This window comes from Flavobacterium sp. 270, from assembly GCF_004368785.1.
GTDB lineage: Bacteria > Bacteroidota > Bacteroidia > Flavobacteriales > Flavobacteriaceae > Flavobacterium.
Genome location: NZ_SODM01000005.1, coordinates 1 through 26,779, shown reverse-complemented (window position 1 = coordinate 26,779; position 26,779 = coordinate 1). Strand labels below are relative to the sequence as shown.

Annotated in this window: 31 protein-coding genes, 1 tRNA gene and 1 rRNA gene; 14 read left to right on the top strand and 19 right to left on the bottom strand. The window is 32.3% G+C overall.

Annotated features, from left to right (window positions below; all coding sequences use genetic code 11):
* The first annotated feature begins 146 nt into the window (after positions 1-146).
* From EV144_RS17320 to EV144_RS17300, 5 genes are all read left to right on the top strand, one after another.
* Positions 147-1,205: a 3-oxoacyl-ACP synthase III family protein gene (locus EV144_RS17320; protein ID WP_134150440.1), complete on the top strand. Its 1,059-nt coding sequence runs from the start codon at positions 147-149 to the stop codon at positions 1,203-1,205.
* A gap of 246 nt (positions 1,206-1,451) precedes the next feature.
* Positions 1,452-1,973, top strand: a complete 522-nt coding sequence (locus tag EV144_RS17315; protein WP_134150439.1) for a methyltransferase — start codon at positions 1,452-1,454, stop codon at positions 1,971-1,973.
* A 103-nt stretch (positions 1,974-2,076) separates the two neighbouring features.
* Positions 2,077-2,925, top strand: a complete 849-nt coding sequence (locus tag EV144_RS17310; protein ID WP_134150438.1) for a glycosyltransferase — start codon at positions 2,077-2,079, stop codon at positions 2,923-2,925.
* An 80-nt stretch (positions 2,926-3,005) separates the two neighbouring features.
* Positions 3,006-3,752 (top strand): MlaE family ABC transporter permease, encoded by a 747-nt coding sequence (locus EV144_RS17305; protein WP_134150437.1) that lies wholly within the window; start codon positions 3,006-3,008, stop codon positions 3,750-3,752.
* Complete coding sequence (locus tag EV144_RS17300) at positions 3,752-4,513, top strand: ABC transporter ATP-binding protein (RefSeq protein WP_134150436.1); 762 nt, start codon at positions 3,752-3,754, stop codon at positions 4,511-4,513. Before EV144_RS17305 ends, EV144_RS17300 begins: the two co-directional genes overlap by 1 nt.
* A gap of 76 nt (positions 4,514-4,589) precedes the next feature.
* Here the strand turns inward: EV144_RS17300 and EV144_RS17295 are convergent, their stop codons facing one another.
* From EV144_RS17295 to EV144_RS17240, 12 genes are all read right to left on the bottom strand, one after another.
* Complete coding sequence (locus EV144_RS17295; RefSeq protein WP_134150435.1) at positions 4,590-5,186, bottom strand: SprT-like domain-containing protein; 597 nt, start codon at positions 5,184-5,186, stop codon at positions 4,590-4,592.
* An 85-nt stretch (positions 5,187-5,271) separates the two neighbouring features.
* Positions 5,272-5,949, bottom strand: coding sequence for an SDR family NAD(P)-dependent oxidoreductase (locus EV144_RS17290; protein ID WP_134150434.1), 678 nt, complete (start codon positions 5,947-5,949; stop codon positions 5,272-5,274).
* 37 nt (positions 5,950-5,986) lie between these two features.
* A complete protein-coding gene (locus EV144_RS17285; protein ID WP_134150433.1) occupies positions 5,987-6,958 on the bottom strand; it encodes a M20/M25/M40 family metallo-hydrolase in 972 nt (323 codons plus the stop codon).
* 22 nt (positions 6,959-6,980) lie between these two features.
* Positions 6,981-7,640 (bottom strand): hypothetical protein, encoded by a 660-nt coding sequence (locus EV144_RS17280; RefSeq protein ID WP_134150432.1) that lies wholly within the window; start codon positions 7,638-7,640, stop codon positions 6,981-6,983.
* 2 nt (positions 7,641-7,642) lie between these two features.
* Entirely contained in the window at positions 7,643-8,677 is a 1,035-nt protein-coding gene (locus tag EV144_RS17275) for a D-alanine--D-alanine ligase (RefSeq protein ID WP_134150431.1), read from the bottom strand.
* An 11-nt stretch (positions 8,678-8,688) separates the two neighbouring features.
* On the bottom strand, positions 8,689-9,399 hold the full coding sequence (locus EV144_RS17270) for an NRDE family protein (RefSeq protein ID WP_134150430.1): 711 nt from the start codon (positions 9,397-9,399) through the stop codon (positions 8,689-8,691).
* The gene (locus EV144_RS17265; RefSeq protein WP_134150429.1) at positions 9,387-9,875 is read right to left on the bottom strand and encodes a DinB family protein; all 489 of its coding nucleotides are present in this window, start codon (positions 9,873-9,875) and stop codon (positions 9,387-9,389) included. Before EV144_RS17265 ends, EV144_RS17270 begins: the two co-directional genes overlap by 13 nt.
* A 2-nt stretch (positions 9,876-9,877) precedes the next feature.
* The gene (locus EV144_RS17260; RefSeq protein ID WP_134150428.1) at positions 9,878-10,264 is read right to left on the bottom strand and encodes a DoxX family protein; all 387 of its coding nucleotides are present in this window, start codon (positions 10,262-10,264) and stop codon (positions 9,878-9,880) included.
* A gap of 6 nt (positions 10,265-10,270) precedes the next feature.
* Positions 10,271-10,729 carry a YHS domain-containing (seleno)protein gene (locus tag EV144_RS17255; RefSeq protein WP_134150427.1) on the bottom strand — a complete coding sequence of 153 codons (459 nt, stop codon included), beginning with the start codon at positions 10,727-10,729 and terminating at the stop codon, positions 10,271-10,273.
* 6 nt (positions 10,730-10,735) lie between these two features.
* Positions 10,736-11,332 (bottom strand): peroxiredoxin-like family protein, encoded by a 597-nt coding sequence (locus EV144_RS17250; RefSeq protein WP_134150426.1) that lies wholly within the window; start codon positions 11,330-11,332, stop codon positions 10,736-10,738.
* 90 nt (positions 11,333-11,422) lie between these two features.
* The gene (locus tag EV144_RS17245) at positions 11,423-12,100 is read right to left on the bottom strand and encodes a Crp/Fnr family transcriptional regulator (protein ID WP_134150425.1); all 678 of its coding nucleotides are present in this window, start codon (positions 12,098-12,100) and stop codon (positions 11,423-11,425) included.
* Positions 12,101-12,211: 111 nt separating this feature from the next.
* Complete coding sequence (locus EV144_RS17240; protein ID WP_041516214.1) at positions 12,212-13,354, bottom strand: acyl-CoA dehydrogenase; 1,143 nt, start codon at positions 13,352-13,354, stop codon at positions 12,212-12,214.
* A 482-nt stretch (positions 13,355-13,836) separates the two neighbouring features.
* Between EV144_RS17240 and EV144_RS17235 the strand changes: the two genes are divergently transcribed.
* The 3 genes from EV144_RS17235 (at position 13,837) to EV144_RS17225 (ending at position 16,928) form a co-directional block, all read left to right on the top strand.
* Complete coding sequence (locus EV144_RS17235; RefSeq protein ID WP_134150424.1) at positions 13,837-14,412, top strand: chalcone isomerase family protein; 576 nt, start codon at positions 13,837-13,839, stop codon at positions 14,410-14,412.
* Positions 14,413-14,553: 141 nt separating this feature from the next.
* Entirely contained in the window at positions 14,554-15,780 is a 1,227-nt protein-coding gene (locus EV144_RS17230) for a Glu/Leu/Phe/Val dehydrogenase dimerization domain-containing protein (RefSeq protein ID WP_134150423.1), read from the top strand.
* Positions 15,781-16,028: 248 nt separating this feature from the next.
* Positions 16,029-16,928, top strand: a complete 900-nt coding sequence (locus tag EV144_RS17225; protein ID WP_134150422.1) for an energy transducer TonB — start codon at positions 16,029-16,031, stop codon at positions 16,926-16,928.
* A 307-nt stretch (positions 16,929-17,235) separates the two neighbouring features.
* Here the strand turns inward: EV144_RS17225 and EV144_RS17220 are convergent, their stop codons facing one another.
* Both EV144_RS17220 and EV144_RS17215 read right to left on the bottom strand, forming a co-directional pair.
* On the bottom strand, positions 17,236-17,631 hold the full coding sequence (locus tag EV144_RS17220; protein WP_134150421.1) for an ExbD/TolR family protein: 396 nt from the start codon (positions 17,629-17,631) through the stop codon (positions 17,236-17,238).
* 3 nt (positions 17,632-17,634) lie between these two features.
* Positions 17,635-18,330 carry a MotA/TolQ/ExbB proton channel family protein gene (locus EV144_RS17215; RefSeq protein WP_134150420.1) on the bottom strand — a complete coding sequence of 232 codons (696 nt, stop codon included), beginning with the start codon at positions 18,328-18,330 and terminating at the stop codon, positions 17,635-17,637.
* 130 nt (positions 18,331-18,460) lie between these two features.
* Between EV144_RS17215 and EV144_RS17210 the strand changes: the two genes are divergently transcribed.
* The 3 genes from EV144_RS17210 (at position 18,461) to EV144_RS17200 (ending at position 20,702) form a co-directional block, all read left to right on the top strand.
* Positions 18,461-19,684: a bifunctional folylpolyglutamate synthase/dihydrofolate synthase gene (locus EV144_RS17210; protein WP_134150419.1), complete on the top strand. Its 1,224-nt coding sequence runs from the start codon at positions 18,461-18,463 to the stop codon at positions 19,682-19,684.
* 180 nt (positions 19,685-19,864) lie between these two features.
* Positions 19,865-19,942, top strand: a tRNA-Val gene (locus tag EV144_RS17205).
* 250 nt (positions 19,943-20,192) lie between these two features.
* Positions 20,193-20,702: an SMI1/KNR4 family protein gene (locus tag EV144_RS17200; protein WP_134150418.1), complete on the top strand. Its 510-nt coding sequence runs from the start codon at positions 20,193-20,195 to the stop codon at positions 20,700-20,702.
* A 235-nt stretch (positions 20,703-20,937) separates the two neighbouring features.
* Here EV144_RS17200 and EV144_RS17195 read toward each other — a convergent pair whose 3' ends face one another.
* The gene (locus EV144_RS17195) at positions 20,938-21,618 is read right to left on the bottom strand and encodes an alpha/beta fold hydrolase (protein WP_134150417.1); all 681 of its coding nucleotides are present in this window, start codon (positions 21,616-21,618) and stop codon (positions 20,938-20,940) included.
* A 56-nt stretch (positions 21,619-21,674) separates the two neighbouring features.
* On the bottom strand, positions 21,675-22,265 hold the full coding sequence (locus EV144_RS17190; RefSeq protein WP_134150416.1) for a Crp/Fnr family transcriptional regulator: 591 nt from the start codon (positions 22,263-22,265) through the stop codon (positions 21,675-21,677).
* 357 nt (positions 22,266-22,622) lie between these two features.
* Here EV144_RS17190 and EV144_RS17185 point away from each other — a divergent pair, with 357 nt between their 5' ends.
* The 3 genes from EV144_RS17185 to EV144_RS17175 all read left to right on the top strand — a co-directional run bounded on the left by EV144_RS17185 (position 22,623) and on the right by EV144_RS17175 (position 25,068).
* A complete protein-coding gene (locus EV144_RS17185) occupies positions 22,623-23,825 on the top strand; it encodes a PQQ-binding-like beta-propeller repeat protein (protein WP_134150415.1) in 1,203 nt (400 codons plus the stop codon).
* A gap of 140 nt (positions 23,826-23,965) precedes the next feature.
* Positions 23,966-24,466: a hypothetical protein gene (locus EV144_RS17180; RefSeq protein WP_134150414.1), complete on the top strand. Its 501-nt coding sequence runs from the start codon at positions 23,966-23,968 to the stop codon at positions 24,464-24,466.
* 131 nt (positions 24,467-24,597) lie between these two features.
* On the top strand, positions 24,598-25,068 hold the full coding sequence (locus EV144_RS17175; RefSeq protein WP_134150413.1) for a hypothetical protein: 471 nt from the start codon (positions 24,598-24,600) through the stop codon (positions 25,066-25,068).
* Between the two features lie 28 nt (positions 25,069-25,096).
* Here EV144_RS17175 and lpxA read toward each other — a convergent pair whose 3' ends face one another.
* The 3 genes from lpxA to rrf form a co-directional block, all read right to left on the bottom strand.
* Positions 25,097-25,885, bottom strand: a complete 789-nt coding sequence (gene lpxA, locus EV144_RS17170) for an acyl-ACP--UDP-N-acetylglucosamine O-acyltransferase (protein WP_134150412.1) — start codon at positions 25,883-25,885, stop codon at positions 25,097-25,099.
* Between the two features lie 64 nt (positions 25,886-25,949).
* On the bottom strand, positions 25,950-26,513 hold the full coding sequence (locus EV144_RS17165) for a Crp/Fnr family transcriptional regulator (RefSeq protein WP_134150411.1): 564 nt from the start codon (positions 26,511-26,513) through the stop codon (positions 25,950-25,952).
* A gap of 174 nt (positions 26,514-26,687) precedes the next feature.
* Positions 26,688-26,779, bottom strand: a 5S ribosomal RNA gene (gene rrf / locus EV144_RS17160); the annotation flags it as partial.

Genomic DNA, 26,779 nt, shown 5'->3' with positions numbered 1-26,779 from the left:
AAACCTAAAATTCATTAAAAAATAACCATTATTTAAAGGGTAAAAATTTTAATTTCACAATTATATGCATGCATAGTATTTTTTATGATAGTTATCATGATTTTATTTATACTTTAGCAATAAATTTATCGGATAATTAAGGAATAATGAAAATAAAAATAATTGGTATAGGAAGTTATATTCCTACTAAAGAAGTAAGCAATACTGACTTTGACAAACATGTTTTTTTGAATGAAGACGGAACTCCTTTTGCTTACCCGAATGAAGTTGTTATAAAAAAATTTAAAGGCATTACCGGAATTGAAAACCGACGTTATGCAGAAGATCAATATACGGCATCTGATTTGGCTTTTTTTGCAGCCGAAAAAGCGATAGCAAATGCTAATATTGACAAAGAATCTTTAGACTACATTATTTTCGCACATAATTTTGGCGATGTAAAAACAGGAACAAATCAAACGGATATTCTTCCGAGTTTGGCAACCCGTGTTAAAAACAAATTGGATATCAAAAATCCAAAATGTGTGGCTTATGATATACTTTTTGGATGTCCGGGATGGATTGAAGGAGTTTTGCAGGCCAATGCTTTCATAAAATCTGGAATGGCAAAAAGAGTTATGGTAATCGGAGCCGAAACGCTTTCGAGAGTTGTAGATGATCATGATCGTGATTCTATGATTTATTCTGATGGAGCCGGAGTTTCAATCTTAGAAGCATCAACTGATGAAGCTGGTTTATTGTCTTACGAAAGTGCCACTTTTGCAAATGATGAAGCTAACTTTTTATTCTTCGGAAAATCTTATAACCCAGATTTAGATCCAGATATTAAATACATTAAAATGTACGGTCGTAAAATTTACGAATTTGCATTAAGTCAAGTGCCTTTAGCGATGAAAAGCTGTTTGGATAAAAGCGGTATTGGCATTGATGAGGTAAAGAAAATCCTAATTCATCAGGCGAATGAAAAAATGGACGAAGCTATAATCGAACGTTTCTATAAATTATACGATAAAGCTGCACCACATGATGTTATGCCAATGAGTATTCATGATTTAGGAAACAGCAGTGTAGCAACAGTACCTACACTTTTTGATTTAATTCTTCAGGGAAAAATCGAAAATCATGAAATCAACAAAGGTGATGTTGTAATTTTTGCTTCTGTTGGAGCGGGAATGAATGTTAACGCTTTTGTTTATAGATATTAATAAAGAGTTTTAAGCTTTTATAAGAGAAGTCAATTTCTCGCAAAGACGCGAAGTCGCAAATTTTTTCTATTGCCCAAAGATTACAAGATTAAAATGATTAAAAAATCTGCTTAAATCTGCAAAATCTGCGTGAAACAGAAAAACTTTACGACTTCGCGTCTTTGCGAGAAATTCATTCAAATTAAAAAAAATACAAAACAGCAGATAACTTTGTATATTTGCGCCTTTGCAGATAAAAAATAAAAAATGTACGAAAAAACATTTCCTAATAAAAGATTCAAACTTACCTTAGAGTTTTTACAAAAGCACGTTAGCACATCAGAAACTATTTTTGATTTTGGCGTTCCAAATCCATTTTCCAAAATAATGGAAGAAAATGGTTATACCGTAAAAAACACAAAAGGCGAAGATTTAGACAACGATCAAACTGCCCTACAAACAGAAGAATATACTGTTTTTACGGCGTTTGAAATTTTTGAACATTTGCTAAATCCTTACACGATTTTAGAAAATGTAAAATGTGATAAATTGTTAATTTCAATTCCATTACGTTTATGGTTTTCACCAGCATATCGTTCTAAGACAGACATGTGGGACAGACATTACCACGAATTTGAAGACTGGCAACTGGACTGGCTTTTAGAAAAAACGGGATGGAAAATCACGGATCGTTTACAATTTACGCATCCAGTAAAAAAGTTTGGATTTAGACCCTTATTAAGATATTTTACTCCAAGATATTACATTGTCTATGCTGAAAGAGCATAAATTTTAAATTCCAAAAATAAAATTCCAAATTCCAATTTGAAAATTAGTTCGAGTTGGAATTTGGAATTTAAAATAATTGGAATTTAATACTAAATTGAAGTTTATGAATTATTACATTGTTATCCCCGCGCACAACGAACAAGATCTAATTGGTCTGACTTTGCAGTCTTTGGTTTCCCAAACTGTTTTACCTTCTAAAGTAGTTGTTGTTAACGACAATTCTACAGATAAAACGGAAGAAGTTGTATTGGGTTTTGCAAAAGACAATCCTTATATTTCTGTTGTAAATAAAACTTCTGATGCAATACACATGCCGGGAAGTAAAGTGATTCAGGCTTTTCAAAAAGGTTTTGAAACTTTAGATTCTAATTACGATATTATTGTAAAAATAGACGGTGATTTAATTTTTCCTCCTAATTATTTTGAAACTATAATTAAACATTTTGAATCGGATTCTCGAATTGGAATGGTTGGCGGGTTTTGCTATATCGATAAAAATGGCGAGTGGGTTTTAGAAAACCTTACTGATAAAGATCATATTCGCGGCGCTTTAAAAGCTTACAGAAAAGAAACCTATGAGCAAATTGGCGGTTTAAAACCTGCAATGGGCTGGGACACGGTTGATGAATTACTGTGTAAATTTTACGATTGGAAAATTGTCACCGATGAATCTTTACATGTAAAACATCTTAAACCAACTGGCGCAAACTACAACAAAACAGCACGTTATAAACAAGGAGAAGCTTTTTATACACTTGGTTACGGTTTTTGGATTACCGCAATTGCATCTGCAAAACTAGCCATGATGAAGAAAAAACCTCTTCTGTTTTTAGATTATATTAAAGGGTTTTGGAAAGCTAAAAAAGCTAAAACACCTTTATTAGTTACTCCAGAACAAGCTAAATTTATTAGAAATTACCGTTTACAAAAAATGAAACAAAAGTTAATTTGATTGCCAAAACAACCGAAAAAACTTAACTCATAACCCAAAACTCGTAACTTCTTTTTACCTTAGCCAATATTTCAAAAACTATGATGCTCATTCGTTATTTATCCCAAATAGGAAGATATTTTTTAATGCTGAAAGAAATTTTCAATAAACAGACCAAATGGCCTGTTATGAAAAGCTTAATTTTAAAGGAAATCGACGATCTTATTATTGACTCTCTTGGAATTGTTTGCTTTATCTCTTTCTTTATCGGAGGAGTTGTAGCGATTCAAACTGCCTTAAACTTAACTAACCCTTTAATTCCTAAATATTTAATTGGTTTTGCAACTCGTCAATCTGTAATTTTGGAGTTTGCACCTACTTTTATTTCGGTTATTATGGCTGGAAAAATGGGGTCTTATATTACTTCAAGTATCGGAACTATGCGTGTTACCGAACAAATTGATGCTTTGGAAGTTATGGGAGTTAATTCCTTAAACTATTTAGTTTTTCCAAAAATTATTGCTTTATTGATGTATCCTTTTGTGATCTGCATTAGTATGTTTTTAGGTATTTTTGGAGGATGGATGGCTTCTGCTTATGGCGGATTTTCGACTAGTCAGGACTTTATCGCTGGAGCGCAGATGGAATTTATTCCGTTTCATATCACTTACGCTTTTATTAAAACTCTAATTTTTGCAATGTTATTGGCAACAATTCCATCTTTTCATGGATATTATATGAAAGGTGGTGCATTAGAAGTTGGTAAAGCAAGTACGGTATCGTTTGTATGGACATCGGTTTGTATCATTCTTTTTAATTATATATTAACTCAATTATTATTAGGATAATGATAGAAGTAAAAAACATAGAAAAATCATTTGGCGACAGTAAGGTTTTAAAAGGCGTTTCGACGGTTTTTGAAACTGGAAAAACCAACTTGATTATCGGGCAAAGTGGATCTGGAAAAACGGTTTTATTAAAAACTTTACTAGGAATTCATACTCCTGATTCTGGAAGTATTGAATTTGACGGAAGAATTTATTCTGATTTAGATAAGGATGAAAAACGTGAATTGAGAACTGAAATCGGAATGGTATTTCAGGGAAGTGCGTTGTTTGATTCTATGACTGTTGAAGAAAATGTTGCTTTTCCGCTAAGAATGTTTACCAGCGATAACAAAGCAAAAATAAAAGAGCGTGTAGATTTTGTTCTTGAAAGAGTAAACTTAATTGATGCACACAAAAAACTGCCTTCTGAAATTTCCGGAGGTATGCAGAAACGTGTGGCAATTGCGCGTGCGATTGTAAACAATCCAAAATATTTGTTTTGTGATGAACCAAACTCTGGTCTAGATCCGAACACTTCAACTTTGATTGACAACCTTATTAAAGAAATTACCGAAGAATACAATATTACCACGGTTATTAATACGCACGATATGAACTCTGTAATGGAAATTGGAGAGAATATTGTTTTCTTGAAAAAAGGATTAAAAGCGTGGCAGGGAACTAAAGAAGAAATCTTTAGAACAGATAATAAAGATATTGTGAAATTCGTGTATTCTTCTAACTTATTCAAAAAAGTTAGAGAAGCGTATTTAAAAGGCTAGATTTTTTAAAAATTCAAATAAAAAAAATCCAAATTCCAACTTATACAGATTGGAATTTGGATTTTTTTATTGGGATTTAATTTAACAACTCCACTTCCGCGTTTGGATTAAAAAGATACGTTTTTCCAGAGCTAATTTCGAGACATTCAAAACGTTTTGTTCTTACAGCAATCTTTTTAAATACTTTTCCGTTTTTAATTTTGAAAACACTTCCGTAGGGAATTTCAAAAATATAGTTTTTATCGTCTCTGGCATCATATTGCTTTAAAGCCAAGGACAAAGTTGTATCTGTGTCACTACTCGCCGTAGGATTCTTAAAATGGCGTGCTAATAAAGGCAATAACTGGCCAGGGAAAATCTCAGGCCGAATAAAAGGCACCATCAACCGCTGAAAAGAATATTTCCATTCGTCTCCATGAGGTGTGATGTTTCTTCCAAATTTTTCGAATGCAACTAAATGCGAAATTTCATGAATAAGCGTAATCAAAAAACGATATTTATTTAAACTTGCATTTACCGTAATCTCATGTTTGCCACTTGGTCCGCGTCTGTAATCACCATGACGCGTCTGACGCTCATTTACGATTTTCAGATGAACCTGATTGGCAACAATCAAATCAAAAACAGGCTTTACAGCGTGTTCTGGTATATATTTTGCTAAAGTTTCGCTCAATTTTTCAGTTAAATATTATTTGTAAAAAGTTAGAAGTTCTTGACAAAGTAATTGGAATTTGGAATTTAAATATTGGGATTTAAACTTAAGGATTAGTAGAAGAAACTTCTAAAACCTTTCCATTAAAATATTTATTTCCATTTAATGTAAAATCATAAATATAAGTCGCCATTCCTTCTGCAGAAATTGGAGCCTGATAACCCGGAAAAGCTTCATTCAACATTTCTGTTTGTACAGAACCTAAAGCCAGAACATTAAACGAAATTCCTTTTTCTTTATATTCTTCTGCCAATAATTCTGTTAAAGTAATAACTGCACCTTTACTCGAACTATACGCTGCTAAACCTGCAAATTTCAAACTCCCACGTACACCGCCAATCGAGCTGATTGTTACGACATGACTGTCGCTTTGAAGATAAGGAAGAGAAATTCTCGTAAGATTTGCAACTGCAAAAACATTCACTTTATAAATACTTTCAAAATCTGCCTGCGTTGTTTCGGCAAAAGGTTTCAAAAGTAAAGCGCCGGCATTGTGTACCAAAGCATCCACTTTTTTCCAGGTTGATGAAAGGAAATCTTCTACTTTATATAATTCTGATTCGTTTGATAAATCTACAGATAAGCAAGTTACATTTTCATGCTCTAAAAGTGCCTGCGGTGTTTTTCTGGAAATAGCCAATACTTTATTACCAGCATTTGCAAACTGCAAAGCCAATTCGTAACCTATACCTCTGCTCGTTCCTGTTATAATAATATTTTTCATAATGCAAAAATAAACAAAACGGTAAAACGAGTGTGTATTATTTCATGGTAATTTCCTGTGTTTTAGAACTTGCAATTTGAGTTACAGCCGGCAGAAATTCTTGTATAAAAGAAGTCATGTGCGGGATATCCATTACTTTAAATTCGTCTGAAGGATGATGGTAAAAATCAAAATTTTCAAAGTCAAAAGTACTTATGGACTGACACGGTTTTTTGAAAACATCGTAAAATGAATAATTATCAGATCTGTAAAATAATTCATATTCGGCTTCTTTTGGTAAAAAGCCAATTGTTTTTTTACCGGTGTATTCGTTTATTTTTTCAGCCATATTCGATTTGTCAAAACCTGTTATGTACGCTAAATAATCTCTTTTCATCGGTACGCCGATCATTTCAATATTGAGTTGCGCGTATAAATTAAAATCTTGTTTTTTAAGTTTCTGAACCAGACTTTTAGATCCTAACAATCCTTTTTCTTCTCCGGCAAAAAACACAACAAGAATACTGCGTTTGTTCGATTTTGTTTCGATGAAATATTTTGCCATTTGTGCAACAGCCGTTACGCCAGAAGCATCATCATTGGCACCGTTATTAATAACGTCTGCCTGTTTATTTTTTAATAAACCAATGTGATCGTAATGTGCACTTAGCACCACAAATTCCTTTTTAAGTTCGGGATCTGTTCCTTCTATAACACCGACAATATTGTAAGCAGGAGTTTTAAAATTGGTCAATGTATCGCGATAAGTAGCAAAATAAGGTTTTACATTGTTTTTCTTTAAAAAATCTTCTAGAAAAACAGCCGCTTTTTCAATTCCTTTAGTTCCGGTTTCACGTCCTTCTAATTCATCCGAAGAAAGATATTTTAAAAAATCTGAAACGTCTGATTGTTCTACTTTATACGTAATCTCAACCGGTTTATCTGATTGTGAAGCTTTTTCGCTTACTGTCGCTATATTTGATTTACAAGCTAATAAAAGGAAAGGAAGAAAGAAGTAAAGTTTTTTCATAGATAGAATTTTAGCTTCAAAGCTAAAACTCTAAAGCAGTTGATTTAAAATATTTTTTATACACTTTGAATACCTGAATACTTCCTAATAAAACAAAAAAGAGCGGAATAAATACAGGCATTATATACTCAGAAAATTGATTAGTTCTTTGAAAAATATGCTGTAATGTTACAATCAAACTTAGCATTCCTAAAAAAACACCAATCAAAGTTCCTGCAATATAATAATATTTTAACTTTTTTTCGGTCGTAATGTATTTTGAATTAACCAAATAAAGATTCCAACTGGTCCAAAATGGCAATTGCAAAAAATTAAAACAGTTTAAAATTACGCCGATTACAAATGGCGAATACATTAAATAAGAATTTAAATTACTGCTCAATCCTGAAGTTGAAGTTGCATTTGAATAAAAGAAATAGGCCAAAACAAACATAAAAATGACGGCGAAAAAATCAATAATTTTCATCAGCTTTTTATTTTTCACTAATTGTTTTGCAAAAAGAAGCGTGAAATAAATCACGAAGGTTTCTACAAAAATAACTCCAAACAAAAAGAAAACTAAATTATGAAGTCCCGATTTTGTATAAATTTCTAAGCCGGCTAAATTGAGATATCCCAAAGGAATTGATCCAATAAAACTCACCAGAAATCCGACCGATATGTTTTGGGCTTTTTTAAGCATTTCTAAAAATTTAGAATTTTATTGTTTTGAGTCAAATGCAAACGGTATTGATTTATACCTACTTTATAATCTAAATAAGGAAATCCTCTTTTATGGTTGGCAACACTTATTTCGTACATATACGTAATGTGTCGCGCCAGCTCTTTCCAAGCAAACCAAATAGAATGTTTGGGATCGTAAATATGTGTTGGTTCACTCGCTGCGCCATTTAATTCTACAATCTGAAAATTTTCTCCTCGCTCTAATTCTTCAAAAGAGTTGTACATAATATCAAATCTTCCGAAGTAAAACTCTGGAATTTGTGTGCAAATTTTATTAATGGTTTCTGTTAGTTTTGGCGTAATCCAATGACTTCCGTCTATAAATTTTGCACCGCGCGCATGATTTCCAAACGGAACTAAATTTACTTCTTCGCCTTTTGGAACTATTTGATACAATAAATCTCCATATTCTTCTTGCAAGGCTTCGAGTTGTAATTTGAATCTTGGTGTTTTACGAATTAAGTTTTCAATTGTAGAAACACCATCTCCAATAACAATTAGAAATTCTTTGGAAACAATTCCAGTTATTCTGCCTTCTTTTTCGTTTGGATGTCGAACGTAAAAAATGCCGACTTCATTTTTAAACGAAATCAGATCTTGCAAAAGAAAATCGAAATTGGCTTTTTCCATATAATTAGTAAGCTCAGAAACGGTGTGGATTTTTTTTACTCCAGAACCACGTAATCCAATATCCGGTTTTGCTATTAATGGAAAATAAATTCCTTTTTCGACCACTTCGTGAATGATTTTCTTTAGCGGACTATTTTCTTTTATTAAAATGGTTTTGGGATAATATTGTTTGGGAAGCAAATCGTAAATCTGTTTTTTGCTTTCCATCAAAAATCCTCCGTTTTTAATTTTCGGATTTGATGCATTAAAGAAAAATATTGATCTTGCTTTGATGGCATAATAGGCCCAAAGAAAATAAATCGGGATGTATAAAACCTGAAAAGGCCAATACTCCCAATTTGCGATTTTGTGAAAAAATAGTTTCATTTTATACGGTATTAAATACTAATAAAAGCGGTAGAAAACTCCTTGGCGGTAACTAAATCATGATAATCAATGATACTTTTATTCTGCGATACAATGACTTGGGTAATACTTAATGTTTTCAAAGTATTTTCTCTGTTGATGATTAAGCCGTTTTCAGAATCATCTCCTTCGGTATTTTTATGAAAACCCAGCATATCCAAAGCTGTAATTTCGTTTTTGTCTTTTAGAAAATTAGCAAACCAACTCGATCGTTTTTTCCTAATTTCTTCCGGATACAAGGTTACAGACGACCAAATATGATTTTTGGTTTCGTCTAATTGGGAGGCTCTTTTGATCAAGCCATCCCAAATAAGTTCATACAGTTTTTTATCCTGATATAAAACCAAAGTAAAAGGCTCAATATCTTCGAGGTTTATCTCGTGCCAAAAATCTTTTGGAGAAGCACTGCAAATAATATCTAAAGCAATTAACCCGCGGCTTTTTCTATACAAAAACTGATGTTCATGTTTTACGATTCCGCCATTCAAAAGAACCAAAACAGTTCCGTTTGCATCAACAACAAACCAGGTTCCGCCAGCTTTTGGGTCTTTTGGATACATGATATTTTTACCATTGCAGGTATAACTTTTAGGCGGAATTGCACTTGGGCGTAATACTTTCTCATCTCGATTGGACGTAATTATTACGGTTTCATTGCTATTTATAAAACTTACTGTACACATTGGTTTCTATATTCTATTGTGGAACGTGCAACACCAAAATTTTCATTTAATAAAATGGTATCATATTGTAAAACAGCCACTTTTATTAATGCCTGATGATGAATACAGTGTTCTAAATTATACAAGAGTTCTCTGTAATAATTACTTTGAATTCTAAAAGTAAGTCCGTCAATCATCTGTTCTAAATAGATTATTTTATTTTCTCTTTTTAATCCCGATTTTACGGCCGAAATAAATTGTTTTGCAAATTCTGTTTCGGTTTCAATTTGTTTATTACGTTCGCGGTTATCATAATTTAAAACTCCAGAATCGTAACTATTTTCAAGACATTGAAACATTTCAAGAATATGACGTGTATGCGCGCCAATACTCGAATTGCTTAATGCTTCGCAAGAATGAGAGTAGGATTGATTAGATAATTGATCTAACAAATTTGTTAACTCATCTAAACTGTGATTAATTGCTTTTATCAACATGGTTATTTCGTTTTTAGAAGGTTAATAATTATATTTCGATTCAGATAAAGTAATATCAAACAGCATAATAAAGTAATCAAAGCGAGGGCAAAAAGTAATCCTCCGTCATTTTCAACTTCAATTCCTAAAACAAATAAATGCGAAAGAACAGCGCCAGTCATCACGCCCACTCCGCCTAAAGCTCCAAGCCACGTTGTTTTAGGAATTAAAATCAAAATAACTACGATCAATTCTGCAATTCCAGAACCAATTCTTCCATAAGGTTCAGCACCCAAAGCCGAAAAAACATAAACACTTTCGGGCGCGCCGGTAAACTTAAAATACAATGTCTGCAGTAAAATTACCGAAGCAATTATTCGCAAAACCCAGGTTATTTGTGTTGTCTTCATAACCTTTTATTTATATATTTTTTTCCAGTTTACTTCAGCTTTTGCTTTTAAATTGGCTTCGTCTTTGTTCCAACTTTTTAATGTATTATTAAAAAAAGCATTGTAAAACAAATAGAGTTTTCCATCCACAATTTTAAACGTTTCCGGGTTTATTTCTACTTTTTCTCCGGCGCTTCCCATTGCATAAGCACACCAGCCACCAAATTGCGGTTCATAAGCAGCAGGATTTTTTACGAAAAGATCTTTGTTTGCTGCTGATGAAAATTTATAAACAACTCCCATATAAGAAGCCGTAAAATCATTTTTTCCTTTTATGGCTTTATTTTGTTTAAAATAAGCTACCGGATCATAACCTTGAATTGCAGTTTTATTTTCTAAATTATACTGAGCAATTCTTTTAGCATCATTTTGAGCAAATGAAACTGTTGATACTAAAACAAATAATATTAAAACTAACTTTTTCATCTTCTTTTAATTTAAGTTTTTTAATACTGAAACTAATAATTCAGCAGTTATACGATGTTTAAAATCTGGCGAAATATATTCAAACAGAATGTCACCATCAGTATTTACTACAAAAACAGAAGGAACCGGTAAAAAATTAGTATTTGCTCCTTTTGAATGTACGTTAATAACTGATTTATAGTTTTCTGGAGCTTCAAAAGCAATTCCGAAGGCTTTAATAAATTCTCCTTTTGAGTCAGAAAGTAAAGTGTATTTTACTTTATCCTTTTCTTCGGTAATTTTTAAATTTTCAGGAGCATCTGGACTTACTGCAATTACCTGATAACCTAAATCCAGAATTTGTTTTTCGGCTTCAGCCAAAGCAGACAAATGCAGATTACAATAAGGACACCAGCCGCCACGGTAAAAAACCAAAACAGTTTTCTTTTTCTTGATTAAATCAGAAACATTTACGGCTTTGTCTTCAGATGATTTTAAAATCGAATTCGGAATTTTCTCTCCTATCAATAAAGGAGCAATATCAGTTGCAGATTTGGGAACTGCATTTTGAGCATTTGCAACAATACTTGTTGTCGCAAACAGCATAAAAAGTAATTTTTTCATAGTTGTAGTTTTTCATCTTTTATGATGATGTAAAACTACTTTGATATGAAAAAACAATTTGTCGGCTAACTTACACTTCAGGTAAAATAGTTATAATTTGGTAATATCCGGAATGATAATTTCTTTTCTGGCGTAACTTAAAAGATTGTTCGTTTCCATCTCATTCAGTAATTGCGTCGCGGTTTGTCTTGAGGTACAAATAATCTGGGCGATATCGTTTTGGGTCAAATAATTTTCGATCGCAACAGAATTTCCATTTCTTACTCCTTCTTGTTCCGCCCAATCTTTTAGAAATTGGTACAATCTTGTCTTGGCATCTTTAGAAATTAAATTGGCGTAACTGTTTTTAATACGTTTCATTTTTAAACCCACAAACTTCGTGTACGAAAGTGCCAATGTTGGATTTCTTAATAATAAGTCTTCAAAATCAGACATTAAAAAACTGCAGATTGCAACATCGTCAGACAATACTTTTGCATATTCGTTGGCTTTATCGTCTTTTTCTAAAGTTAATTCGCCAAACAAATCACCTTTCTGAATAATGTCTTTTATAGTTTCGTTTCCGTCTTCATCGACAGCGACAATTTTGATATTTCCTTTTTTAAGTAAAAAAATACGAGGCACATCTGAAGAAGAGAAATAAATAATTTCGCCTTTTGATGCTTTTTTAAAACCTGTAATAATGCACAATTGCTTGATTTGTCCGAAGCTTAAAGTCCGGAACAATTTGTGATCGCGCAAATACCAATATTTTAATTCGTCGTACATAATTGATAATTCAGATGCTGTAAATGTAATTAAATTATCTTCTTAAAAACAAAACCCTTTCGAAGCTTAAACTTCAAAAGGGTTTTTTAGTATTTATTTTTTATTGAAAAATTATCCTGCGATAACAGATCTCGAAATTACAATTTTCTGAATTTCTGAAGTTCCTTCATAAATCTGAGTAATCTTAGCATCACGCATAAAACGCTCTACATGATATTCTTTTACATAACCATTTCCTCCGTGAATCTGAACCGCTTCAACCGCAGTGTCCATTGCAACTTGCGAAGCAAATAATTTTGCCATTGCGCCAGAAACATCATAATTTTTGTGCTGGTCTTTATCCCAAGCTGCTTTCATACATAAATGACGTGCTGCTTCAATATTTACCGCCATATCTGCTAATTTAAAAGCAATTGCCTGATGGTTGCAGATTTCAGTTCCAAAAGCTTTACGTTCTTTAGAATATTTCAAAGCAAGTTCGTAAGCACCAGAAGCAATTCCTAAAGCCTGAGAAGCAATACCAATACGGCCTCCGGCTAAAGTTTTCATCGCAAATTTAAACCCAAAACCATCTTCTCCAATTCTGTTTTCTTTAGGAACTTTTACATCAGAAAACATTAATGAATGTGTATCTGAACCGCGAATTCCCATTTTTTGTTCTTTTGGACCAATAGAAAAACCAGGCATATCTTTGGTCATAATCAATGCATTGATTCCTTTATGTTTTAATTCTGGGTGCGTTTGTGCAATTACTAAATATACAGAAGCGGTATTCCCGTTTGTAATCCAGTTTTTTGTTCCGTTTACCAGATAATGGTCGCCCATATCAATTGCAGTAGTTTTTTGCGAAGTTGCATCACTTCCCGCTTCCGGCTCACTTAAACAAAATGCTCCGTGAATTTCACCAGACGCCAAACCTGGCAAATATTTTTGTTTTTGTTCTTCAGTTCCAAATTCCTGTAATCCCCAGCAAACCAAAGAATTGTTTACAGACATTACTACAGAAGCAGAGGCATCAACTTTAGAAATTTCTTCCATCGCGATTACATAAGAAATTGCATCCAGCCCGCTTCCTCCATATTTTGGATCAACCATCATTCCCATGAAACCTAATTGTCCCATTTTTTTTACTTGCTCTGTCGGAAAAATTTGTTTTTCGTCACGCTCAATAACACCCGGAAGCAGCTCGTTTTGAGCGAAATCTCTAGCGGCTTGCTGAATCATTAAATGTTCTTCGGTAAGATTGAAATCCATAGTTTTATAATTTATTGTTTTTTAAACGGTTTTTAAATTAAACCGTTAAGTGGTTGTTTATTTTTTTGTTTTTGAATTACTTAATTTCCTGAAAAAAAGCTACCAAAGATAATTTTTAAAAGCGAAATTAACAATGCATGCATACAAAATTAATAGATTGACAACAATAACGATAACGTTTTCGTAATAATATAGGTTTTTACATTAAGTGGCATTAATCCTGCAACGTTTTCTTTAATTTTTAAGAATAAAATTGTTGGTTTAAATTCATAAATCAGAAAAAAAGCGGCCGTTTTTTATTTCAAAAAGATTAAACAAATCTTAAAGCACGTAATTCTACGTAAACTAACTCTTATTAATTTGATTATTAAACCAATAGAATTAAAAAAAACTCAATGCAAAGAAAAAAAACATGTTAACAAAGCACTTATTATTAAGAAATTAACATTAATTTTGACCAAAAATTAAATAATCGATAGAACATGAGAAAGATTTTACTATTACTTACACTACTTTTAAGCTTACAATTTTCTGCGGTTTCTGCCCAAACTCAATTAGAGGTAAATGGCGTTACTGTTCCTAGAAAAATTGACTTTCAAAATAAGACATTACAACTTAATGGTGCAGGCGGGAGATCTAAAATGTGGTTAGAAGTTTATGTACAAGCTTTGTATCTATCTCAATTAAGTCAGGATCCTAAATTTATTATTGACAGCGATACTGAAATGGCTATTAGAATTGAAATCACTTCTTCTATGGTTTCTTCAAATAAACTAACAAAGGCGATGAATGCTGGTTTTGAAAAATCTGCAGGAAGTAATCTTAACGAATTACGCCCAAGAATTGAAGAATTTAAAACTTTCTTAAGTGATGCTATAACAGAGAAAGACGTATTTATTTTGGCTTACAATCCGCTGGACCAAACTTTATATGTTTATAAAAACGAAACTCTAAAAGGAAAAATTCCCGGATTTGATTTCAAACAAGCTTTATTCGGAATCTGGCTTTCTAACAAACCAGTTGACGAAACTTTAAAGAAAAATTTATTAGGAATGTAATTTTCAATTTCCCTTAATATACTTAAGCCGAAGACGTAATGTTTTCGGCTTTCTTTTTTATAAAAATAAAATTGCTGAAAAATACATTATTCGCATTATTCTATTTCATACTTTTACACAAACTAAACATATCTTAACAAAATGAAAGATTTATTACAGCAATTTGAAAATAAAGCACCTGAAATTGTTTTTAACTGGAAAGATTCTGAAACAGAAGCCGAAGGATGGACGGTTATTAATTCGCTTCGCGGAGGAGCTGCCGGCGGTGGAACAAGAATGAGAAAAGGATTAGATATGAATGAAGTTTTGTCGCTGGCAAAAACTATGGAAGTTAAGTTTTCTGTTTCTGGCCCGGCAATTGGCGGTGCTAAATCCGGAATTAATTTTGACCCTAATGATCCTCGCAAAAAAGGAGTTTTACAACGTTGGTACAAAGCGGTTTCGCCTTTATTAAAAAGCTATTACGGAACTGGCGGCGATTTAAATGTTGATGAAATTCACGAAGTAATCCCAATGACAGAAGAATGTGGTGTCTGGCATCCGCAAGAAGGTGTTTTTAACGGACATTTTAAACCAACAGAAGCAGATAAAATTAATAGAATTGGGCAATTGCGCCAAGGTGTAATTAAAGTAATCGAAAACCCTAAATTTTCACCAGATGTAACACGAAAATATACCGTTGCCGATATGATTACCGGTTTTGGAGTTGCAGAGGCTGTTCGCCATTTTTACGCAACGTATGGCGGAGACATAAAAGGTAAAAAAGCAATCGTACAAGGTTTTGGAAACGTAGGTTCTGCTGCTGCTTTTTATTTAGCTGAAATGGGCGCAAAAGTTATCGGAATTATTGACCGCGACGGAGGTTTAATTAAAGAAGAAGGTTTCTCTTTTGATGAAATTAAAACACTATTTTTAAATAAAGACGGAAACAAATTAGTTGCCGAAAATATGATTCCATTTGAAGAAGTCAACTCAAAAATCTGGACAATTGGTGCTGAAATTTTCACGCCCTGTGCTGCTTCTAGATTGGTTACTCAAACACAAATTGACAGTTTAATTGCAAACGGATTGGAAGTAATTTCTTGTGGTGCAAATGTTCCTTTTGCCGATAAAGAAATTTTCTTCGGTTCTATTATGGAAGAAGTAGATCATAAAGTAAGTTTGATTCCTGATTTTATTTCGAACTGCGGAATGGCAAGGGTTTTTGCTTATTTCATGGAGAAAAAAGTTCAAATGACAGATGAGGCAATTTTTAATGACACATCAGAAATCATTAAAAATGCGATTGTAAAAGCTCATGCTTTAAATTCATCAAAAACAAATATCAGTGCAACGGCTTTTGAAATTGCATTGAAACAATTAGTATAATTTTTTTTATACTTTTCTTAAAAACGAATCAGATAAATATATTTGGTTCGTTTTTTTTGTTTCTCGCAGATTTAGCAGATTAAGGGGATTTTTATTTCGTTTGAATAGAAAATAAATCTACATGATCTGCTAAATCTGCGAGAAAAAACCAGCCACATTTTACGCCTAAATTCCTAATTTGATTGTAAACAATTTTTACTACTTTTAAACGTTTTTATTTTAATACAATTACAAAATTTAGAATTATAATGAGCGTAGCCACTTCTTCAGATAAAAAGAAATCTTTACTAATTTCTACTGCTATATATGCGGTAATTTTAGTATTGCTGTTTTTTATACGTTTTTGGCCTCCTTATAATCCGGAAAATAATGCCGCGCTTGCATCAGGCGGTGGCGGTGGTGGTGTAACTGTAAATTTTGGTGACAGTGATTTAGGTTCTGGAGCCAATTATAAAAGCGAAGTTTTGAATGTAAAAAATAACGCAAAAGCGACTCCAGTAAAATCAACTCCTGAAGAAGCAATTATAACACAGGAAAACACAACTACAGATAATGATGTTGTTATTCCGACAAAAGAAAAACCTAAAAAACCTGTTCCGGTTGAAAAACCAGTAACAAAACCTGTTCCTGAAAAACCAAAAGTTTCGAACTCTACAAACGATGCTTTATCTAGTATTTTAAAAGGATCAAATAAAGGCGGTGACGGCGATGATAAAGTAGCTGGAAATAAAGGAAAAGCAAACGGAAGTTTAGGCTCTAACGGATATTACGGAACTGGTGGTTCTGGCGGTGGGACCGGTGGCGGTAACGGAACCGGAAATGGTATTGGCACAGGAAGCGGTTACGGAGCCGGAAGTGGCGGAGGTTCTGGAGGTGGATCGGGTTATTCTCTTGGAAACAGAAAAGCTTTATCTAAACCTGCACCAAAATACACTTGTAACGAAGAAGGAAAAGTTGTTGTAGAAGTAAGCGTTGACCAAAACGGAAAAACGATTAGCGCAACTGCCGGAATAAAAGGAACTACAAATACAGCAAAATGTTTGCTAGATCAAGCCAGAATTGCTGCAATGAATACAAAATGGGAATCTGACGATGATGCTCCTGTAAAACAAGTTGGGAAAATTATTTATAATTTTAGTTTGAATTAAAACACGAATTTCACGGATCTACACTAAATCTGTTCTTATATAAAAAGGCTTTCAGAAATCTGAAGGCCTTTTTTAGTTTAGTTTGTCATTGCGAGGAATGAAGCATCTCACTAGAAATTCCTCACAGCTAATCTCAATCTTTGTAGAATCCCGCGTGCGATTTCTCCTTTAGTCGAAATGACAAGTTGCGTGAGGAATAGAAGCTGGCTACCGACAGCTATCGGGACGACCGAAATAAAAAAATGGGCGAATCAACTTATACTGTTTCGCCATTTTTTTTATTATGGTCACGTCCTAGTAATTTTTTCTACTTCGGACTTGTAGCAATAACAAATTTCAAATTATTCTTTACTCCTATTTGCAAAACATCAACTAAATCTTGCACTTGCAAATTAAACGGAATACGAACTACAACGGTTTGCTCTTTATCGGTTCCGATCTTAGTCATTAATGAAGTTTCCAGGTTTTCAAAATCAACCGGTTCTTTGTCGATGTAAAACTTTTTATCTTCTGTAACGGATAAACTTATCAGCTGTTTATTTGTTTTTTCATTGGCTTTGGCTTTTGGCAATGTCATTTTAATAACATTAGGATTTGCCAGCGTTGAGATAATTAAGAAAAACAACAACAGGAAAAACATAATATCACTTAAAGACGAAGTCGCGACCTCGGCATGAAATCTTCTTTTTCTTTTAATAGACATACCTTATGCTCTTTGAATTATATTGACAAATTCTAATATTTGTTTCTGAATTTTTAAAGCAAAATCATCAATTTTTCCGTTTAATAAGTGGTAAGCGCTATACGCGATAATACCCACAATTAATCCAGAACCAGAGCTGATCATTTTTTCGTATAAACCTCCGGAAATGTTTCCGATACTAATATTTTCTGTTACCGAAATGCTGTAGAAAATCTTAATAACTCCAGAAATAGTTCCGATAAAACCTAATGTTGGCGCAATACCTGCAATAAGTCCTAAATGACCTAAGCGTCTTTCCATTTCACCAATTTCAATATCAGCGGCGCGGTCCATATTAGATTCGATTTCTGCAATTGGTCTTCCGATTACTAAAACACCTTCTTTTAAAATATTTGCAGCTGCAGTATCATTTCTTTCTACAATCGTTCTCGCTAATTCGATATTTCCAGAATTTAATTTATCACCAACATCCTGCATTAATCTACTGTCGATTTTTGATGCTTTACTAATGTATAAATAGCGTTCTATAATTACATAAAAAGTGTAAAATAATAGGATTGCAATTGGAATCAGGAAGAAACCTCCTTTTAGAATAAATCCCAAAACTGATATTTCGGTATTAGGTGCGATTTTTTCGATTACCACATTAGAAGCGGCGTTTGCAATGGTATCTGTTTGTGCTTGAATAAAACTAAACATATATTAATTCTGGTTTTTAATAATTAATTCTAAAAAATATTTGAAATTTGCAATAAAGATAATTTTCGCTGTAATATTAAACTACAAAAATCGAAATTTATTTCAATCAACAACTATTTTATCCAAATAAATGAACTATCAAGAAACTACAAACTGGATGTTTAATCAGCTTCCGATGTACCAGCTTCAAGGCGCTTCGGCATACAAAGAAGACTTGACCAACATAAAACTGCTGGCGGAACATCTTGGCAATCCCGAAAACCAATTAAAATGTATTCATGTTGCAGGAACAAATGGCAAAGGATCTACGTCGCATATGCTGGCATCTGTACTGCAGGAATCTGGATATAAGGTTGGATTATACACTTCGCCACATTTAAAAGATTTTAGAGAGCGAATTAGAATAAACGGAAAAGAAATTTCTGAAGATTTTGTTTGTGAATTTATCGCAAAACATAAAGATTTTTTTGAAGCTAATGATATGAGTTTTTTCGAAATGTCTGTTGGTTTAGCATTTGATTATTTTGCTGCTGAAAAAGTAGATATTGCAGTAATTGAAGTTGGCTTGGGTGGAAGACTTGATGCAACAAATATTATTACGCCTTTGGTTTCGGTAATTACCAATATAGATTTAGATCACACTCAATTTTTAGGAAATACTCCTGCAGCAATTGCAGGCGAGAAAGCCGGAATTATAAAACAAAACATTCCTGTTGTTATTGGCGAATATACGGCAGAAACACAGCCGGTTTTTTTGGCTAAAGCCGAAGAAAAAAATGCAGCGATTTATTTTGCTTCCGATTTAATTCCAGAAGTTTTCCCGTCTGACTTAATTGGTGATTATCAATTTCACAACAAGAAAATGGTTCAGCAGGCCATTGCGGTTTTAAACAGCCAAAACCAATTTAAGGTTTCTGATGAAAATTTAAAAGCTGGTTTATTAAATACTGTAAAAAATACAGGCTTACAAGGAAGATGGCAGCAATTAGGCGAAAATCCAAAAATAATCTGCGACACGGCACACAACAAACATGGACTTGCGGTTGTTATGAATCAAATTCAGAAAGAAACTTTTGAAAACCTGCACATTGTTCTTGGAGTTGTAAATGACAAAGATCTGGATTCGATTTTACCTCTTTTTCCTAAAAAGGCTCAATATTATTTTTGCAGACCAGATTCTTCGAGAGGTCTAGCTACAGAAATTTTACAAAATGCAGCTAAGAATTACGATCTTAAAGGAGAAAAATACGATTCTGTTGTAAGCGCATTTACAGAAGCCAAGAAAAATGCCGGAAAAAATGATTTTATTTATGTTGGCGGAAGCACTTTTGTAGTTGCAGAACTCCCTTTGTAATAAATGAAACTGCAATCAATAAAAAAGTTTTAAAAAATCATTTTAATAACAAATTCATAAACAGCGAGATATAATTTATTTTTAAAAAAGTTTTATTTTTTATTCAATTTTCTTTGCAGAACTGAAAAACTAGCGTATATTTGCACTCGCAATCACAAACGATAGCAACCTAGTAAAATAGGGCGATTAGCTCAGCTGGTTCAGAGCACCTCGTTTACACCGAGGGGGTCGGGGGTTCGAACCCCTCATCGCCCACCAAGAAACTCCTTAAGAAATTAAGGAGTTTTTTTTATTTATATACTTTACAAATCACTTCGAGTAACTTTTTATTTTCTCAAAATAAATCTAAATTCGTAGAAACTATCAATCTCAGTATTATGTTTTTGTGTACTATTGTAAAACCTTTGCTTACTTAAGTCCTCTCCATATTTTTGAAAAGAAAAATAGACCACTTTTAAAGAAACGGCATTTATAAGTTATCAAGTATTTGCTTTAGAACACAAAACTAATGAAAAACATATCTGAACTAATTTTAGCATTAAGTAGCTTAAAAAATAGAAATTATTTTTTCATTACTGAAAATCTAGAAAATACAGAACAAACTGAAAAAAAATTAGGCTTAAAATTCCCTGATGCCATTAGTAAATTTTACTCAATATATAATGGTGGTTTTATTCCAAATTCTTTAATATCAGAAAAGAAAATTAATGATGGTAGATTTTATGATGAAATTGAATGGGAAAGTAATGCATTTCTAAACCTTGAAGATATTCTATATTACTACAACTTAGAGAAAGAAAACGCTATAAATTTTAAACAAGAGGAACACCTAAACTCAAAAAGGCTTATTCCTTTTTTCAGAACCAAACAACAAGAATTATTAGTTTTTACAGAAAATTCACTTATACTTCGGGCTAAAGAAATGGATAATAATGAAATTTCATGGATTCATTTGTACCAAAATTTCGAAAGCCTTCTGAATGAATACATTAAAAATAAAGGTGAGATTAGTTTGTAAAGAGCTTAAAAAACAACCGTTAGCAGGAACAACAATATTAACAAATACCTCATTTTATATTTTCAAAAAAAGATAAAATAGAGATTAAGTGTTCGACTGAGATCCCTGTCAGCCCACAGAATTTTCAAAAACTCCAAAGTCATATGATTTTGGAGTTTTTTTTATTTAGAATATACTTAAAATAAATGAAAAAAACCGCTCTCAGGCGGTCTCTTATCTAATCTGTAAAACTATTTTAAATTGATGCCGCCGCCTGACGTATAACATCAATGACAATTTCGGGTTTTGAAAGCATTGGCACGTGACTGCTTTCAATTTCGAATACTTTTGCTCCCATACGCTTAGAAACCCAGCGTTGCAAATCAGGATGAACTGTATGGTCTTGTTTACATAAAATATACCAGCTTGGAATAGTATCCCATGGAGTTTTTGTAATTTTCTGTTGATGAAACAAATCATATACCGGCGCATAATGTGTTGCCCATACCAATTTTTGCTCTTCTTCGGAAATGTCACCGGCAAAAAATTCGGTTCCCGATGGGAGCATCCAAGCGCGACCGTCTGCTACTTCTACACGTGAAAAAATATCAGAAGGGTATTTATCAAGTTGTTCCTGTACAGTTTCACCAACAGCAGGGGCTACTGCAGCTATGTATACAAGACCAACCACGCGTTCATCACTCGCAGCAGCTGTAATAGTTGCTCCGCCATAAGAATGACCTACAAGAATAACAGGACCTCCAACACGGTTTATTGTCCGTATAACAGTTGCTACATCTTCTTCAAATGAGTCTAACCCATATTGCACTGCGATTACTTCATGTCCATCGGCTTGCAAAGCAGGAATTACTTTGCTAAAGCATGAACCATCTGCCCAAATTCCATGGCAGAAGACGATTTTAGATTTTGGTGTCATAGTGTTTAAATTTTAATAAAGTTAAAAATTAACACTTGAGAAAAAGTTAACTTAAGTTAACTTCCACGCTTTGAAAGTCTTTTTCTTATCCTGCACAATGATTGAAATTCTATTCCCAGAAATGATGAAATATCCTTTAACGCTACAACATTAAATATTTCCGGAGCTTCATTAATCAGCTTCAGATATCTTTCTTCAGGAGAAAGATCATAATAGCCCAAAAATCTATCTTCTACCAATTTATAAGCATACTCCGCAAATAATCTTCCAACTTTCTCCCATTCAATCGAACTCTTATAAAGCTCTTGAAGATCGTCATAACTTATACTGATAACTTCTGCTTCGGTGATTGCTTCTATATCATAATCACAAGGGATTTGCTGAACAAAACTTACAAATGAAACCAAAGTTTGTCCCGGAGGATGTATAAAAACATTTCTCTGCTCACCGTCAATACCTACTTTATAAGTCCTAAAATACCCATTTAATATAAAAGATGCAGTTCTACAAATACGTCCGCTCTTATTGTATTTTTCTCCTTTGTTGTATGTCTTTGTTTTCCACATATTTGTTGACAAAGAGAAAGCTTCTCCTGACAAATTACAACAATAACTTAAAAACTGACTTGCTGCTTTCAGGTTATCCATATCGAAATAGTTTGGTTATATATTATTTTATCTCAAAGGTAGGTTTCATACAAATTTAAATATTATCCATTAATAATTTTTGAATATCTGTTACTCTTTCATGGCACTTTTATTCTAAAAAAAATAAATGAGAATTTACGCGGATGTATTCATTAAACTTAGACACTTTATCACCTACCAAGAAGCTCTTAAAAAAATTAAGGATTTTTTATGTTGCATATTATATTTAAAACCTGCTCCGGACACGACTTCTAAAATCCTCTAAAACAATTTTTAACTATATTTGACATAGATTGTTTTGTTTGGCAACTTTTTTGCTGTAAAGAAAAATCAAATCATCAAACCCAAATCTTAAAAATGAAAACAAAACTAATAACTCTTTTATTTGTATTTTCCATAATAAATACGTTTGGGCAAGTACCAGCCACATCAAAAACTACCATTACTAATAATAAAATTTTACCGCTTAGTGACATGGTCACTAATAAAGCTGTAACGCCGCTTAAAAAAGTTCCATTGGACGCTGCATCAATTTTAATTTATGATTACGACGGTTCGCTTTTTTCGTATGATTTAGAATCTGAACAAATTGGCTGGACTGTAAAAGCTTCAGATTCTCATACTGAAATGTGCGCCAATAAAGTAACGATATCTAATGGAGTTGTATACATACCGTTTATAAACGGTGAAATTTTTGCAGTAGATAATCAAAGTGGTGATGTGTTTTGGAAATCAAGATTAGGCAACATTACAGATCAAATTGTTCTAAAAGATCAGGCTCCAATTGTAAGCAGTGGAAAGCTGTACATAACTGCTCAAAATCAAAATGGAAGCAGTAATATTTATGCTCTTGATATAAAAGATGGTAGTTTAGCATGGACTTACAAACTGGATACTCCAAATAATGACATTCCGGTACTCTTTTTTAATAACAAAATTTTTGTGCCAAGTGCATCCAATTTATACAGTTTTGATGCAAATACAGGAAAAGTTCTTAACCAAAAGAGCTTCGAAGAAAGCATGCACAGTAAACCTGTAACAGATGATGAAAATATATTTATAGCAAATGAAAAAGATTTAGTTTTTGCCTTAAATCCTGATAAACTTGACATTTTATGGCAATTTAAATTAGGTGATAATCAACACAATATTAAGGAACGCATCTTTAGTAAAGACAAAAAATTATATTTTGCAGCACAAGGCGATGCGGTTTCTTCTGTATATGCCGTCGATTCAAAAACAGGGTCTCAGATTTGGAAAAGGGATTTTAAAGATGACAATATCGAATACATAACTGAAGACAGTGATAACATTTGGGGATATACTCGTAAAGGAAGACTTTTTCAACTAGATATAACGAATGGTGAAATTGCATTTGAAATAAAATTAACAACCTTACCAATTTCTAATATTGAATTTCCTGTTGATGATACTATATTTTATTATTGTGATGCTGGTTTAATTAAATTTGATTTAAGTACAAAAGATGAAGATTTATATTATATGCGAACCTCTATTAAAGATAACGTGTATAGCGCATTTCTAAAAATTATTAGGTAAGAATTATCTATTATTCAATTCTGAAATACTCTTATACTCTATCATAAAACTCCTTAAAAATTAAGGAGTTTTTTTGTGACTTTATTTTCTATACTTTTAGTACAATACTTTGAGAATAACATTTTCTAAAAGCAATAATTATGGATTATCAATTTTATTTAGATAAATTTCAAGCATCTGCCAATTTGATTGACACTAAAATACTTGAAGAAAAAAATATTCTTTTAAATGTTGGAGTTGTTTTAGATTCTGTTTTTCTAAAATTGTATAAAAAAGAATGGACGAATGATTTAGAAGACCCTTTGAATGCAAAAACGAGAATCTTTTTTTCGATTTGGGTTAATGATCATACTTTAAACAATAGAAAAATCTATTACAATATACATGCTTTAAAACTACGAAACCTGAAAGGTTATTCTATTACGAGCAGAAATTTTGCCGAAATCTTCAGATTACATTTTAAAGATTTTGAAAATAATTGGGAAAACGTAAGTCTAAAACACGGACCTTTAACATTAATGGAAGGCTGGAAAAATCTGGAAGAAGAAAATATGAAAAACACAATTGTAAATCTTGCGAATAATTTTCTGGAAATTGAATATTTAATTAACGAAACTCTAGAAAAATTTAAAAATAAATAAAAATAGTTATACACTTTAAGATTTTAGCTGCATTTCTGTTTTAATTCTTATATTCGTTCCGGAAAAATCCTGTTATTAAAGTTAGAGAATGCTATATCTCTACATTATCTCTCCTGTTACAAATATAAAATATGTCTATATTCACAAGATTATTTAAAAAACCAAATACTGAATGTCCAAGATGTTTAGGAAAAGGAAATGTCGACTGGAATGACATTAACCGCCTCAATAAACAATTGAAATGGCTTCCTGGAAAATGTGCACTTTGTAAAGGCACAGGAAAAGTTCATCAAGAAAAAATTTCTAAATCTTTAACAGAAAATACATATTTAACTATTAATCTCCAGGAATCCGAACGCCAAAAAATAGTAAATTCAGACGAAGAAGCATTACAACGTTCAAAAATCTACGATGAATATTTAGATAATCTGATTAAAGAAATTGAACGTTTACATTTTGTAGAAAAAAAAACCGCTGAAGAAATAGCCACAGCTTTATTTCTAAATCATACTAGTGGCTTAATTAAAATTAAACTTGGTAAGAGAGAATTAAAGGATTATGTACAGAAAGTGATTGATCTTAAAAAAACAGAGCTTAAATAATTCAAAAACAATAAAAATAGGATATATTTTATTCTGACATCGAACAATCTTGATATCCTTTGATAATTCCTCGTTTTGATTCTCTTATAAAATTCAAAATTTGATTTCGTTCCTGACTTTGCGGAAAATGGTCTTCAATATAATTTAAAGAAAGCGTTGTATTTCTTTTCTGCTGAAAAATAATCCGGTAAATACTCCTTAATTCATTTATCTTATTTACCTCAAAATTACGCCTTTTTAAACCAACTGTATTTATACCTACAAATCTTAAAGGTTCACGAGCTACGGTTATGTATGGAGGAATATCTTTTACAATCTTACTCATACCACTAATCATAGAATGTGCGCCAATTACAGAAAATTGATGGATAGCAGACAAACCACTTATATTGACCCAATCTTCAACTATAACTTCACCAGCTATTCCAACACTAAAACCGATAATACAATTATTCCCAATTAAACAATCATGCCCAACATGCACATTAGACATAAATAAATTATTATTACCTATAATTGTTTTTCCTTTAGAAGCAGTTCCTTTGTTCATAGTCACAAATTCTCTAATAATATTATTAGAACCAATTTCTAACAAACTGTATTCGTTTCTATATTTTAAATCTTGCGGATTTCCACCCAAGACTGCACCTGAATGAATTTGACAATTCTCTCCAATTCTAGTGCCGTTAAGAATATTCACGTTATTACCAATCCACGTATTTTCTCCGATTACAACATCATCTTCTATAGTAGAAAAATTTCCAATATAAACGTTTTTGCCAATAACAGCCTCTTTTCCTATTACCGAATACTTCAATTTCAACTTATTTAAATTTAAAGCAAATATTAGATAAAAGAAAATATATTCTTTTGACTTAATGTCAAATAATTGAGGCTCTAATTCTGCTTAAAGTTTCTTGACTAACATCAATAAGCGATGCAATATGCTTTAATTTTGCTCTAGCTACAATTTGAGGAAATGACTCTAGTAGATACTGATATCTTTCACTAGCATTCATTAATTTATAAAAATGATGAAATTCATTAAGCTTTGAAAGATAAAGCCTAAGTAAACTAATATGAAATTTAGCAAATAACGGGTATTCTAATAAAGTTTGTTCATCTGCATATGATAATGAATAAACCGTTGTTTTTTCACATGCTTGAAACAATTCAATTGATTCCTTTTGTTCAAAAAAACTACTCAATGAAGTTATAAATTGATGATCCGTATAAATCCATTTAGTAACTTCATCTCCCTCATTATAAAAGAATCTACGAACTAAGCCAGATTTAATGAAATATATTTTAGAACATACTTTACCTTCTTCAATAATAAAATCGTTTTTCTTAAAACTTTCTTCTCTGAAAAATTCACGTACCGCTTCTTCAGTTTTGCTATCTATTTTTTGAAATGTATTTATAAATGCAATTAACTCTGTCATCTTAATTCAATTGATAATTTAGAACAATATCGATAATATATATTGTAAAACCAATTAATATAATTGTTCAATAATAAATCAAAAGCAATCAAAAAATGAATATAAGCCCGAGAAAAAAATCCAAACATTCGTAAAAACAAAAAACCCTATCCGTTTAGGATAGGGTTTTTCAAAGAAAGGCGACGACATACTCTCCCACAATACTGCAGTACCATCTGCGCAGGCGGGCTTAACTACTCTGTTCGGGATGGGAAGAGGTGAGCCCC